13 protein-coding genes and 1 other RNA gene are annotated in these 13135 nt (G+C 66.4%); 2 read left to right on the forward strand and 12 right to left on the reverse strand.

Annotation, left to right across the window (positions count from 1 at the left end):
* Positions 1–7: 7 nt before the first annotated feature.
* Positions 8–2323, forward strand: coding sequence for a GAF domain-containing protein (locus EJE94_RS12675; protein ID WP_121242039.1), 2316 nt, complete (start codon positions 8–10; stop codon positions 2321–2323).
* A 2-nt stretch (positions 2324–2325) separates the two neighbouring features.
* On the opposite strand, the gene EJE94_RS12680 is transcribed toward EJE94_RS12675, so the two are convergent.
* The 5 genes from EJE94_RS12680 to petA all read right to left on the reverse strand — a co-directional run bounded on the left by EJE94_RS12680 (position 2326) and on the right by petA (position 6111).
* On the reverse strand, positions 2326–2757 hold the full coding sequence (locus EJE94_RS12680) for a ClpXP protease specificity-enhancing factor (RefSeq protein ID WP_121242041.1): 432 nt from the start codon (positions 2755–2757) through the stop codon (positions 2326–2328).
* Between the two features lie 52 nt (positions 2758–2809).
* The gene (locus EJE94_RS12685; RefSeq protein ID WP_121242252.1) at positions 2810–3406 is read right to left on the reverse strand and encodes a glutathione S-transferase N-terminal domain-containing protein; all 597 of its coding nucleotides are present in this window, start codon (positions 3404–3406) and stop codon (positions 2810–2812) included.
* 102 nt (positions 3407–3508) lie between these two features.
* Positions 3509–4219, reverse strand: coding sequence for a cytochrome c1 (locus EJE94_RS12690; protein WP_121242043.1), 711 nt, complete (start codon positions 4217–4219; stop codon positions 3509–3511).
* A complete protein-coding gene (locus tag EJE94_RS12695; RefSeq protein WP_121242045.1) occupies positions 4216–5517 on the reverse strand; it encodes a cytochrome b in 1302 nt (433 codons plus the stop codon). The genes EJE94_RS12690 and EJE94_RS12695 overlap by 4 nt, the downstream gene beginning before the upstream one ends.
* Before the next feature lie 3 nt (positions 5518–5520).
* A complete protein-coding gene (petA, locus tag EJE94_RS12700) occupies positions 5521–6111 on the reverse strand; it encodes a ubiquinol-cytochrome c reductase iron-sulfur subunit (RefSeq protein ID WP_121242047.1) in 591 nt (196 codons plus the stop codon).
* A gap of 120 nt (positions 6112–6231) precedes the next feature.
* On the opposite strand from petA, the gene EJE94_RS14675 reads away from it, so the two are divergent.
* A complete protein-coding gene (locus EJE94_RS14675; RefSeq protein ID WP_165904838.1) occupies positions 6232–6402 on the forward strand; it encodes a hypothetical protein in 171 nt (56 codons plus the stop codon).
* On the opposite strand, the gene recR is transcribed toward EJE94_RS14675, so the two are convergent.
* The 7 genes from recR to EJE94_RS12740 form a co-directional block, all read right to left on the reverse strand.
* Positions 6396–6992: a recombination mediator RecR gene (gene recR, locus EJE94_RS12705; protein ID WP_121242049.1), complete on the reverse strand. Its 597-nt coding sequence runs from the start codon at positions 6990–6992 to the stop codon at positions 6396–6398. The two genes, EJE94_RS14675 and recR, sit on opposite strands and share 7 nt — an antisense overlap.
* A 4-nt stretch (positions 6993–6996) precedes the next feature.
* Complete coding sequence (locus EJE94_RS12710) at positions 6997–7323, reverse strand: YbaB/EbfC family nucleoid-associated protein (protein ID WP_121242051.1); 327 nt, start codon at positions 7321–7323, stop codon at positions 6997–6999.
* Between the two features lie 11 nt (positions 7324–7334).
* Positions 7335–8945 carry a DNA polymerase III subunit gamma/tau gene (dnaX, locus tag EJE94_RS12715; RefSeq protein WP_121242053.1) on the reverse strand — a complete coding sequence of 537 codons (1611 nt, stop codon included), beginning with the start codon at positions 8943–8945 and terminating at the stop codon, positions 7335–7337.
* A 94-nt stretch (positions 8946–9039) separates the two neighbouring features.
* Positions 9040–9654: a Spy/CpxP family protein refolding chaperone gene (locus EJE94_RS12720; RefSeq protein ID WP_133372256.1), complete on the reverse strand. Its 615-nt coding sequence runs from the start codon at positions 9652–9654 to the stop codon at positions 9040–9042.
* A gap of 137 nt (positions 9655–9791) precedes the next feature.
* An RNA gene (ffs, locus tag EJE94_RS12730) (signal recognition particle sRNA small type) lies at positions 9792–9890 on the reverse strand.
* 11 nt (positions 9891–9901) lie between these two features.
* Positions 9902–10783 carry an alpha/beta fold hydrolase gene (locus EJE94_RS12735; protein WP_207855969.1) on the reverse strand — a complete coding sequence of 294 codons (882 nt, stop codon included), beginning with the start codon at positions 10781–10783 and terminating at the stop codon, positions 9902–9904.
* Positions 10784–10786: 3 nt separating this feature from the next.
* Positions 10787–13129: a DNA internalization-related competence protein ComEC/Rec2 gene (locus EJE94_RS12740; RefSeq protein ID WP_121242060.1), complete on the reverse strand. Its 2343-nt coding sequence runs from the start codon at positions 13127–13129 to the stop codon at positions 10787–10789.
* Positions 13130–13135: the final 6 nt, after the last annotated feature.

Genomic DNA, 13135 nt, shown 5'->3' on the forward strand with positions numbered 1-13135 from the left:
CGCCGCCATGGACCAATCCGCCACGCCACCGCGCAAGAAGACCCCCGCCGACAGGCCCGACGGCAGCGGCACGGAACAGCGCCGCCGGCTGCGCCACCTCGAGCTGCTGCTCGAGGTCACGCGCCGCATGGCCGGCTACGAAACCCTGGACGAGGTGCTCAAGGCGCTGGTCGAGATGACGACCAGCGAGCTCAACGCCGAGCGCGGCTCGCTCTTCCTCAACGACCCCGACACCAACGAACTCTATTCGCGCGTCGCCCAGGGCAACATCCAGCGCGAGATCCGCATCCTCAACACCAGCGGCGTCGCCGGTTACGTCTATACCGCGGGCGAAGCACTGATCATCCACGATGCCTATGCCGACGCCCGCTTCAACCGCAGCATCGACGAGCAGACCGGCTTCACCACCCACAACATCCTCTGCGTGCCGATCAAGACCGTCAAGGGCGAGATCATCGGCGTGGCGCAAACGCTGAACAAGAAGAGCGGCAAGTTCACCAAGCAGGACCTGCACCTGCTCGAGGCCATGACCAGCCAGGGCACGCTGGCGCTGCAATCGGCCCAGTTCATCGAGCGCATGCAGGCGATCCGTCGCCAGGAAATGGAATTCATCGACGTCGTCTCCGAGGTCACCGCCGACATCAAGCTCGGCTCGCTGCTGCAGAAGGTGATGGGCGAGGCGACGCGCCTGCTCAACGCCGAGCGCTCGACGCTGTTCCTCAACGACGAGAAGACCAACCAGCTCTGGTCGGAGGTCGGCCAGGGCCTGGAGTCGGTGCAGATCCGCCTGCCGAACCACGTCGGCATCGCCGGCGCGGTATTCACCCAGGCCAAGGCCATCAACATCCCCTACGCCTACGCCGACCTGCGCTTCAACCCGGCCTTCGACAGGCAGACCGGCTTCTTCACCCGCTCCATCCTCTGCGTTCCCATCATCAACAAGCACGGCAAGGTTATCGGCGTGACGCAGGTGCTCAACAAGCGCGGCGGCCCCTTCACCAGCGAGGACGAATCGCGCCTGCGCGCCTTCACGGCGCAGATTTCCATCGCGCTCGAGAACGCCAAGCTCTTCGCCGACGTCCAGGCGATGAAGAACTACAACGAGTCCATGCTCGAGTCGATGTCCAACGGCGTCATCACGCTCGACGAAGCCGAGAAGATCGTCACCTGCAATGCCGCCGGCCAGCGCATCCTGCGCGTGCAGCCGGCGCAGATCCTCAACAAGCCGTCGGCCGAGTTCTTCGCCGGCGCCAATGCCTGGGTGCTGGAGAAACTCAAGCGCGTCGCCGAGACGCAGGCCGTGGAACTCGTGGTGGATGGCGAACTGGTCGTCGGCGAGGACAGGCTGTCGACCAACCTCACCGTGCTGCCGCTGCTGTCGATGGAGAAGAAGCGTCTCGGCTCGATGCTGATGATCGAGGACATCTCCAACGAGAAGCGCCTCAAGTCGACCATGTCGCGCTACATGGACCCGGGCATCGCCGACAAGATGCTGGCCAGCGGCGCCGAGGCGCTGGGCGGGCAGAGCGTGAAGGCGACGATCCTGTTCTCGGACGTGCGCAGCTTCACCACCATCACCGAGCAGCTTGGCGCCCAGGGCACGGTGGCGCTGCTCAACGAATACTTCACGCTGATGGTCGACTGCATCCAGCGCGAGGAAGGCATGCTCGACAAGTTCATCGGCGACGCCATCATGGCGGCCTTCGGCATTCCCGTCGGCCACGACGACGATGCCGACCGCTCGGTGCGCGCCGCCATCGCCATGATGCGCGAGCTGACGCGCTGGAACCACGGCCGCGTCGCCGAGGGCAAGCTGCCGGTGGACATCGGCATCGGCCTCAACACCGATACCGTCGTGTCCGGCAACATCGGTTCGAAGAAGCGCATGGACTACACCATCATCGGCGACGGCGTGAACCTCGCCGCCCGCCTCGAGTCGGCCTGCAAGCAGTACGGCACCCACATCCTGGTCAGCGAGTTCACCTACAAGGCGCTCAAGGGCACCTATTTCAGCCGCGAGCTGGACCTGGTGGTGGTCAAGGGCAAGACGCAGCCGGTGGCGATCTACGAAATCCTCGACTATCACGGCGAGGAGTCCTACCCCAACATGATCGACGCCCTGCGCCACTTCAAGGCCGGCCTGGTCAAGTACCGCCAACAGAAGTGGAACGATGCCGCCGCCGAGTTCAAGGAAGTCCTGGCGCTCAACGAAAAGGACAAGGCGGCCAGGCTCTATGTCGAGCGCTGCGACTACCTGAAGCAGAATCCGCCCACCTCACCCGATGGCGCCTGGGACGGCATCTGGGTGCTGGAGAGCAAGTAGCGCTACTTGATGCGGGTCAGGTGCGGCCTGCCCGCGGGTGGGGCCGCGGGCGGTTCCGCCGCGGCGCCGTCCTCGGCCGCGACAGGCACATCGCCGTCACCTTCTTCGCTCGCCTCGATCAAGAGCCCTTCGCCCGCCTCGAAGGCCATGCCCTGGCCATTCTCGCGGGCATAGATCGCGGCGACGGCCGCGACCGGCACACTCACGGGGAAGGCGACGCCGTTGAAGCGTGCCTGGAAGGTGATTTCCTCGTTGCCCATCTGCAGCTGCCCGGTCGCATCGGCCGCGACGTTGAGGACAATCTGGCCGTCCTTGACGTACTCGCGGGGCACGCGGGTGCGCGCATCGACGGCGACGGCGAGATAGGGGGTGTAACCCTGGTCGGCGCACCACTCGTAGATGGCGCGGATCAGGTAGGGTTTGGTCGTAACCATGCGTGGGAAAGTCGGCGCTGGCGCTACGGCGCCAGCGCCGCGGCACGATACATCAGCGGCGCATGACCTTCTCGGAAGGCGTCAGCGCGTCGATGAAACCCTGGCGCGAGAAGATGCGCTCGGCGTACTTGGCCAGCGGCGCGGCCACCTTGGGCAACTCGATGCCATAGTGGCCGAGGCGCCAAAGCAGCGGCGCGATGGCCACGTCGAGCATGGAGAAGTCGTCGCCGAGCATGAACTTCTGCTTGTTGAACACCGGCGACAGTTCGGTCAGGCGGTCGCGCACGTGGGCGCGCGCCTTGTCGGCCGACTTGAGGTTCTTCTCCAGCGGGTCGATATGGCTGAACAGCTCGTGCTCCATGGTATAGAGCAGTTGCCGCGCCTTGGCGCGCGTCTGCGGATCCGGCGGCATCAGCTGCGGATGCGGGAAGCGCTCGTCGATGTACTCGTTGATGATGTTGGCCTCATACAGCACGAGGTCGCGATCCACCAGCACCGGCACGCGGTTGTAGGGGTTGATGACCGCGATATCTTCCGGTTTGTTGAACAGGTCGACGTCGATCACCTGGAAGTCCATCTGCTTCTCGTACAGGACGATGCGGCAGCGATGGCTGAACGGGCACGTGGTGCCCGAGTACAGGTTCATCATGGTACTCGTACCCCAGGAATAGTCGGCATCACGCACCACTTTGCGCACGGGTGGCGGATTCATATCACGATGCCCCATAGATTGCATCCGGTTCGACACGGGTTAATGAATGTCTTTCCAGTATTCGCGCTTGAGTGCATAGGCGAACACGAAAAGGACGGCCAGGGCGATCAGCACGATGACGCCGAGGTTCTTGCGGAACTCGGCCATCGGCTCACCCATCCAATTGAGGTAGGCGACCAGGTCGGCGACGGCGGCGTCATATTCCGCAGGCTTCAACTTGCCGGGCTTGGCCAGCTGCAGCTTGTGGTCGGCGCCCAGCACCTGCTCGCCCTGCAGTTCCCACAGCACGTGGGGCATGCCGACGTTGGCGAAAACGACGTTGTTCCAGCCGGTCGGGCGGGACTCGTCGCGATAGAAGCCGCGCAGGTAGGTGTAGAGCCAGTCGGCGCCGGAGCCGAACTCGGAGGAGCGGGCACGGGCGATCACGGTCAGGTCGGGCGGCGGCGCACCGAACCAGGCCTTGCCGTCGGCGCGCTGCATCGCGATGGTCATCGACTCGCCCACCTTGTCGGCGGTAAACAGCAGGCTGCCGCGGATCTGCTCTTCGGTCAGGCCGATGTCCTGCAGGCGGTTGTAGCGCAGGTAGGAAGCCGAGTGGCAGTTCAGGCAGTAATTGACGAAGATCTTGGCGCCGCGCTGCAGTGCGGGCAGATCGTTGGCCTTGTCCGGCGCCTTGTCGAGGTGCAGTTCGGCGCCGCTGGCGAAGGCCAGCAGCGGGGCGCACAGCAGAGCGAGGAACAGCTTTTTCATTTGAAGGTCACCCTATCCGGTTCGGGCTGGCACTTGTCCAGCTTGGTATAGATCGGCATCAGCAGGAAGAAGGCGAAGTAGATGAAGGTGCAGATCTGCGACACCAGCGTCCGGCCCGGCGTCGGCGCCAGAACGCCGAGGTAGCCGAGGATGAAGAAACAGACCAGCCAGACCGCGAGGAAGCCCTTGAAGATCGGGCCGCGGTAGCGGATCGACTTCGACGGGCTGCGGTCGAGCCAGGGCAGGAAAGCGAAGATCACCACGCCCGCGCCCATCGCCACCACGCCCCAGAACTTGGCGTCGATGCCGAACAGCGGATAAGTGATCGCACGCAGCAGCGAGTAGTACGGCGTGAAGTACCACACCGGCGCGATGTGCGGCGGCGTCACCAGCGGGTCGGCCGGGATGAAGTTGTTGTACTCGAGGAAGTAGCCGCCGCCTTCGGGCATGAAGAAGAGGATGATCGAGAACACGGCGAGGAAGACCACGACGCCGACGATGTCCTTCACCGTGTAGTACGGGTGGAAGGGAATGCCGTCGAGCGGGATGCCCTTCTCGTCCTTCTTCTTCTTGATCTCGACGCCGTCCGGGTTGTTGGAACCGACTTCGTGCAGCGCCAGGATGTGGGCGGCGACGAGGCCGACCAGCACGAAGGGCACGGCGATGACGTGGAAGGAGAAGAAGCGGTTGAGCGTCGCGTCGCCGACCACGAAGTCGCCGCGGATCCAGATGGAGAGCGGCTCGCCGATCAGCGGGATGGCGCCGAACAGGTTGACGATCACCTGCGCGCCCCAGTAGGACATCTGGCCCCAGGGCAGCAGGTAGCCCATGAAGGCCTCGGCCATCAGCGCCAGGAAGATCAGCACGCCGAAGACCCAGATCAGCTCGCGCGGCTTGCGGTAGGAACCGTAGATCAGGCCGCGGTACATGTGCAAGTACACGACGATGAAGAAGGCCGAGGCCCCGGTCGAGTGCATGTAGCGGATCAGCCAGCCCCAGGGCACGTCGCGCATGATGTACTCGACGGCGGCGAAGGCCACCGGCACGCCCGAGGCGTTGAGCGAGGCGTCCGGCTTGTAGTGCATGGTCAGGAAGATGCCGGTGACGATCTGCAGCACCAGCACCAGCAGCGCCAGGGAGCCGAAGAAGTACCAGAAGTTGAAGTTCTTCGGCGCGTAGTATTCCGACAGGTGGGCCTTCCAGCTGGCGGTCAGCGGGAAGCGGGCATCGACCCACTCCAGCACGTTGCCGGCGAGCGAGCCGTCGGTCTTGAATTTTTCGTAGTTGCTGGCACCCATGCCTTAGGCTCCCTTGCTGTCGTCGCCGATGACGATCTTGGCGTCGCTCAGATACTTGTGCGGCGGAATTTCGAGGTTGTCCGGCGCCGGCTTGCCGGTATAGACGCGGCCGGCGAGGTCAAAGGTGGAGCCGTGGCAGGGGCAGAGAAAACCACCCTGCCAGTCAGGTTCCACCGCGGTCGCCGGATTGAACTTCTCGGAAGGCGAGCAGCCGAGGTGGGTGCAGATGCCGACGGCGACGAGGTATTCCGGCTTGATCGAGCGGTACTCGTTCTTGGCGTACTCGGGCTGCATCGGCTTGTTCGACTTGGGATCGGCCAGCTTGGCATCGAGTTTCTTCAGGCCGTCGAGCATTTCCTTGGTGCGACGGATGATCCAGACGGGCTTGCCGCGCCATTCGACGGTCATCATCTCGCCCGGGGCAAGCTTGCTGATGTCGGCTTCGACCGGCGCGCCGGCGGCCTTGGCCCGCTCGGAAGGGGCGAAGCTCGCCAGGAACGGCACTGCCGCCGCCGCACCCGCCACGCCGCCGACTGCGGCAGTGGCGACGATGAGTCGGCGCCGGCCGCAATCCACTTTTTCGTCACAGCTCATGGTGATTTTCCTGAAGGTGGAATGAGGGAAAATTGGACGGGAAGAACCCGCAAAGCACACGATTATAGCGAGTCGCTCGAGCAAATTAAAGCCCGGATTAGCCTCGGCTAATGGAGTGAGATGGACTTGCAGGTCCGGAAATGCACCATCCTGGTGCGTTTTTTGGATATCGGCCGGCGTATGACCGGGTTCGCCCACCACGGCATCGGTGGATTCACCAAGCCCCGGGGCGATCCATTTCCGCGTGCCGGGTTGGAGGAGCAGAACCCCCTCCAGCGCCGAAATCAGTAATCCCTGCGCTCGATCAGCGCCTGGGCAACTGTCGCCGCGTCGGTGTATTCGATCTCGCCGCCGACCGGCAGGCCACGCGCGATGCGGCTGACCTTGACGCCGCGGGCATGCAGCATCTCCGATAGGTAGTGCGCGGTGGCCTCGCCCTCGTTAGTGAAATTGGTGGCGAGGATCACTTCCTTGACCACGCCGTCGGTGGCCCGCGCCAACAGTCGCTCGAAGGCCAGTTCCTTCGGGCCGATGCCGTCGAGCGGGCTGAGCCGGCCGAGCAGCACGTAGTAGAGGCCATTGAAGGCATGGGTCTGCTCCATGGTGTTGAGGTCGACCGGCATCTCGACTACGCAAAGCAGCGAAGGATCGCGCTTGGGCGAGGCGCAGCGATCGCAGACCTCGTCCTCGGTGAAGGTGTTGCAGCGCGCGCAGCGCCGCAGCGTGTCGAGCGCGCGATGGAGCGCACTCGCGAGGCGATCGGCGCCGCGGCGGTCGCGCTGCAGCAGATGGTAGGCCATGCGCTGCGCCGACTTGGGGCCGACGCCCGGCAGACAGCGCAGCGCCTCGATCAACTCGTCGAGGCTGGACGGAAGCGTCACTGCCCTAGAACGGCAGCTTCATGCCGGGCGGCAGATTGAGGCCGGCGGTGAAGCCGCTCATCTTCTCCTGCATGGTCTGCTCGGCGCGGCGATTGGCGTCGTTGAGCGCCGCGGCGATCAGGTCCTCGAGCATTTCCTTGTCGTCCATCACCGAGGGGTCGATGGTGACGCGCTTGACGTCGTGCTTGCAGGTCATCACCACCTTGACCATGCCGGCGCCGGATTGGCCCTCGACCTCCAGCAGCGCCAGTTCCTCCTGCGCCTTCGCCATGTTGGCCTGCATCTGCTGGGCCTGCTTCATCAATCCGGCTATGCCGCCCTTGTTGAACATTGCCTACTCCTTCAAACGGGTTTGATCGTCGATTCGTCGATGCTGGCGTCGAACAGGTCCACCACCTCGCGCACGAAGGGGTCCTGCTCGATCGCCGCGATGGCGCGTTCCTGCCGCTCGCGCCTCTCGCTGGCGGTCCGGGCCGCCGGCGTCTCGCCCTGCACGTCCGCCAGAACGATATCGAGCCTGAGCGGCCGGCCGAAATGCTTCTGCAACTCGGCCTGCAACTTCTCCTGCTGGCCCTTGTTCATCAGCAGGCCCTTGTGCGCAGGCGGCAGGCGCAGGGTGATCTGCGACTCGGCCAGTTCCGCCAGCTCGCAGTGCTGCGCCAGTTGCCTGGCCATGCCGGTCAGCGGCAGACGATCGGCGATGGCGTGCCAATCATCCGAATCGGAGGCTGCCGGCGCGGCGCGCGCGGGCGCAGCCGGTGCGGGCGCCGCGGTGGCAGGGATAGCGGGTTGAACCGGAGCAGCGGGCCGCGGCGGCGCCGTGCGCGCCGTCTGCGGTGCAGAGGCGGCCGCGCTGCCGAGCAGCGCCGGCATCTCCGGACGGAACGCGGCGAGCCGCAGCAGCGTCATGGTGAAGCCGGCGAACTCGTCGGGGGCCAGCGGCAGGTCGTCGCGGCCGTGAATGGCGATCTGGTAACAAAGCTGCAGGAACTCGCGGTCGAATGCGGCTGCATAGGGCGCCAGGCGCTGGCGCTCGGCCTCGTCGATGATCGCCTGAGGCGCGAACTGGGCAAGGGCGATGCGATGAAACAACGTCGCCAGCTCTTGCAGCGCCGAATCGAAGGAAAGGCTCCTTGAGTCCATGCCGTCGGCCACCGCCAGCATCGCCGGGGAATCACCGGCGACGAGGCCATCGAGGATGGTGTAGAGGTAATCCTCGCCGACGGTGCCGAGCATGTCGCGTACCGCCGCCTCCTCGATGCGCCCGGCGCCGTGCGCGATGGCCTGGTCGAGCAGGGAAAGCGCATCGCGCATCGAACCGGCGGCCGCCTTGGCGATGTGGCGCAGCGCGGCCGGTTCGAAAGCGACCTGCTCGGCCTCGAGGATACGGGTCAGATGCTCGACGATGTGGCCTGGCGGCATCTGCTTGAGGTTGAACTGCAGGCAGCGACTCAGCACCGTCACCGGGATCTTCTGCGGGTCGGTGGTGGCGAGGATGAACTTGATATGCTCGGGTGGCTCCTCCAGCGTCTTCAGCATGGCGTTGAAGGCCGAGGTCGACAGCATGTGCACTTCGTCGATGACGAAGACCTTGAAGCGGCCGCGCGTCGGCGCGTACACCGCGTTGTCGAGCAGGTCGCGCATCTGGTCGACCTTGGTGTTCGTCGCGGCATCGACCTCGATCAGGTCGACGAAACGTCCGCCGTCGATCTCCTGGCAGGAGGAACAGGTGCCGCAGGGAGTCGCAGAGATGCCGGCTTCGCAGTTGAGCGCCTTGGCGAGAATGCGCGCCAGCGTGGTCTTGCCGACCCCGCGCGTCCCCGTGAACAGATAGGCGTGGTGCAGTCGCTTCTGCTCGAGCGCGTGGGTCAGCGCCCGCACGACGTGCTCCTGCCCGACCAGCGTCGCGAAAGACTTCGGGCGCCACTTGCGGGCGAGAACCTGGTAGCTCATGACCACGGATTCTAACAAACGAAAAAGGGCGCCCCACCGGGGCGCCCTTGGCCATTAGCCGTTCAAACTCGACTGAGCTGTGGCGACTAGGCGCTCATCCCTGCGGGCCAGGCTGGGCAGGCTTCGCCGGCGGCGGGCCGCCGCGCCCTCCGCGGGGACCACCCATGGTGCCCATGCGGGCCATGTGCGTATCGGCCGTCTTCTTCTGCTCGGGCGTCAGGCTGTCGTAGAGACGCTTGAACGACTCGGTGACCGCCTCGTGCGCAGCCAGCCGCTCCTTCATGATCGCGTTCATCTGCGCCATGCGCTCGGGCGCCGTCAGTTTCTCGTCCTGCGCTTTGTCACGCATCGCGGCCATGCCCTTGCCCGCTTCCGCCTTGGCCTTTTCGGCGAAGGCGTTCCACAGCGGCTCCTGCTGCCCGGTCGGCTTGAGCTCGGCCTTGAGCCAGGTCAGATGCTGGTCGGCGCGCGCGGCTGGATCGAACTTCATGCCGCTGCGGCGCATCCCCTGGCCACCCATGCCGCCCATGCCGCCTTGGGCCATCGGCCCCATGTTGCAGCCGCCGGGGCCGCCGCCCATGCCGCCCATGCCGCCCATGCCGCCCATGCCGCCCATGCCACCCATGCCCGGTTGGGCCCAGGCGACCGCGGTCGTGCCGAGAATGCCGGCGGCGACGATGCTCATGAAAATGCTTTTGCTCGATTCCATTGCAATCTCCTGTCGAATGCTCGCCCAGATAATGACTGGCGATGGACGCATTTGAGCGCCGCGCTGTAAGCGCATTGTTGCAACGCGACGAGAGTTTGTAAGGGGATGTTTCGACCTGGCGAAACACGGGAGAAAGGGGTGGCGAGCCTGACCCCCGGCACTTGCGTTTAATGGCTGTGGCTGCTTCCTTCCGGACCTGACCAGGTTCACCACCCCGCAATGCGGGGAGACCCGCCACGCGAGCATTCTACCCCAGAGACCCCGGACCTGAGCCGAGAAAGTCGCGAACGATGCCGATCTGGAACTCGTCGGTGAACACCGGCGCATGACCGACGCCGGAAACCTCCACGGTCCGTGCCCGCGGCCCCCGCGCCGCCATCTCGGCCGCGGTCGCTGCCGAAAGCAGGTCCGATTGCGTGCCACGGACGACCAGCGTCGGGCAACGGATCGCGTCGTAGACGGGCCACAGCGTCACGTCCTGCGCCCCGCCCTCCGCCGCCATCGCGGCGCGGAATGGCTCGGCGATGCCCGGGTCGTAGTGCAGTTGCCACTGTCCGTCCGAATCGCGCCGCAGGGAATGCTCGGCGAGATGACGCCACTGCGCATCTTCCAGCGCGCCGAACGGTGCCAGCACCGCGCGCAGCCACGCTTCGCCAGCCAGGGGATCGGGGAAGTGCGGCATCTTGCCGACATACTCGCCGATGCGGGCGATGGCGGCAGCCGACAGCACCGGCCCGACGTCGTTGAGGATCAGGCGGGCCACCGGCGGGTCCTGCTGGGCCGCCAGCGTCATGCCGATGAGTCCGCCCATCGAGGTACCGAGCCAGTCCACGGTCTCGACATCGAGCCGCGCCAGCAGCACCGTCATGTCGGCGCAATACTGGGGGATGCCGTAGAGCGACTTGTCGGCCAGCCAACTGCTGGCACCGCGCCCGACGACATCGGGGCAGACGACGCGATAGTCCGCGGCAAGCGCCTGCGCGAGGAAGTCGAAGTCGCGCCCGCAGCGCGTCAGGCCATGGACGCAGACGAGGACGCGCGGATTGCCCGGATCGCCCCACTCGACGTAGGCCATGTCGTGGAATCCGGCCCGGCTCAGGCACTTCACCTTGCGCCGTGTCATCTGCATTTCTCAGCTCCCATGCCAGTAGCGCCGCCGCTCGGCGCGTTCGGCCATGATGGTAACGCCGGCGGCGCCCAGGCGCACGGACAGCGCGCCGTCGCGGTCAGAGCGCCACTGCCGCGTACCTTCATAGCGCGCCACGACCTCGGCCTTGGGATGGCCGAAGCGGTTGCGATAGCCCACCGGAAAGATCGTCTCCCTCGCGCCGACGGCCGCGACGAAATCCGGAGACGACGAGGTGCGGCTGCCGTGGTGCGGCACCAGCAGCACCTCGGCGGCCAGCCGCTCGCCGTGGCGTGCCAGCAACGCCGCTTCGGCGCGCGCCTCGATGTCGGAGGTCAGCAGGGCCGAACGTCCCGCCGCCGTCACCCTGAGCACGCAGGACAGGTCGTTGCTCTTGCGGTAGCGCTCGGCATCGCCCGCCGCCGGATGGATCAAATCGAACCGCACACCATCCCACTCCCAGCCCGCGCCGTCACGGCAGGGCTGCTGCACCAGCGGCAGCGCCAGCAGGTCGTGCCCGTCGGGCAGCGAGGTCAACAGGCGCCCGACCGGCAGTTCCTCGGCCACCGAACGTGCGCCTCCCGAGTGATCGCGGTCGGCGTGACTCACGACCATCGCGTCCAGTCGCCGCACGCCATTCGCGCGCAGATAGGGCACGATGATGCGGTTGCCGCTGTTGGCATCGGGCGAAAAGGCGGGCCCGCTATCGAACAGCAGGTCGTGGCCCGCGGTCTGCACATGGACCGCGAGGCCCTGGCCGACGTCGAGGACGACGACACTCGCCTCGCCCGCCGGCGGCCGCTCGGGCGGCACCAGGAACAGCGGCAGCAGCGCGACCAGCCCAAGCCAGCGCGCGGGAAAGCCCCGCGGCAGCAGCAGCCAGGCCACGCCGGCGGTACCGGCGAGCACCGCCCACGCCGGTGGCGCGTGCTGTTGCCACACGGCCCAGTCGGACACCGCAAGCCATTGCAGCAGGCCCATCAGCGCCGCCAGCACCGCATGGGAAAGCCACAGCAGCGGATCGGTCAGTGGCAGTGCCCCGACCAGCGCCAGCGGCGCCACGACTAGGCTCACCACCGGGATGGCGACGGCATTGGCCAGCGGCGAGACCAGCGAAAACTGCTGGAACAGGGCCAGCAGCGCGGGGATCATGCCGAGGGTGATGGCCCATTGCGCACGCAGCCAGATCGCGAGCCAGTGACCGCCCGCGAGGCGGCCGCCGCCGATGTAGAACAGCAGCCCGACAGCGCCGAAGGACAGCCAGAAGCCCGCCGCCAGCACGGCCCAGGGGTCGAGCAACAGGACCAGCAGCAACGCCGACGCCAGCACGCGGCTGCCGCTCACGCTGCGCCCGGACCACAGCGCGACGGCCACCACGCCGAGCATGTAGAGCGTGCGCTGCGCCGGCACGGCGAAGCCGGAGAGCAGGCAGTAGAGCAAGGCGACGAGAAATCCCGCCGCCGCTGCCGCCTTCTGCGCGGGCAGCCATAACGGCAGCCGTGCCGAGCGGCGCCACAGCCATGACGCCAGCCACCACCCGAGCCCGGCGACCATGGTGACGTGCAGGCCAGAGATCGACATCAGGTGGGTGGTTCCGGTGCGGCCGAAGACGCGCCAGAGTTCCGCATCGATCGCGCGCTGGTCGCCGATGGCCAGCGCCGTCAGCACCCCGCCGTAAATCGCCCCGCCCTGCTGCGGGTCGCCAAGGACGCGGGCGAAGCGTTCGCGCGCGAGCTGACGCAGGCGCTCGACGACATAAGCCGGCCGCGCCACCAGGGAATCGAGACCGACATTGCCGTCGCCCGGGCGGACGTAGCCGGTGGCACGGATGCCGCGCTCGAACAGCCAGGCCTCGTAGTCGAAGCCGTGCGGATTGAGATTGCCGTGCGGCCGCTTGAGCCGCACCTTGAGCCGCCAGCGCTCGCCGGCGCGAATTTCGGGGGCGACGTGATTGTCGTCATCCTCCTCGCGACGCAGCCCGCGATACCAGGCCAGGGAAACGCGTGCCGGCAATGCTGCCGGCGCCTGCTCGATATCAAAGTCGAAACGCCAGCCGTTGTCGTAACGCTGCGGCAGGCCGGCGACGACACCGACGACCTCGATGTCCCGTCCCTCCAGCGACGTGGGTAGTGACTCGGCTAGGCGCTCGCCCGCGAGCCAGCCGGCCCATGCGATGCCGAGCAGGAAGGCCGCGACCGCGCCGAGTACGCGCCAGCGCGGCAGCCGCAGCGTCGCCAGCAACGGGATGCCGATCATGGCCGAGACGGCGAGCTGAAACGCCGATGGCAACGCCGGCTGCCATTGCAGCCAGCCTATGCCGGCGGCGAAGGCGAGGACGACGGTGCGCATGACTCG

The organism is Sulfurisoma sediminicola, assembly GCF_003865015.1.
Taxonomy (GTDB): domain Bacteria; phylum Pseudomonadota; class Gammaproteobacteria; order Burkholderiales; family Rhodocyclaceae; genus Sulfurisoma; species Sulfurisoma sediminicola.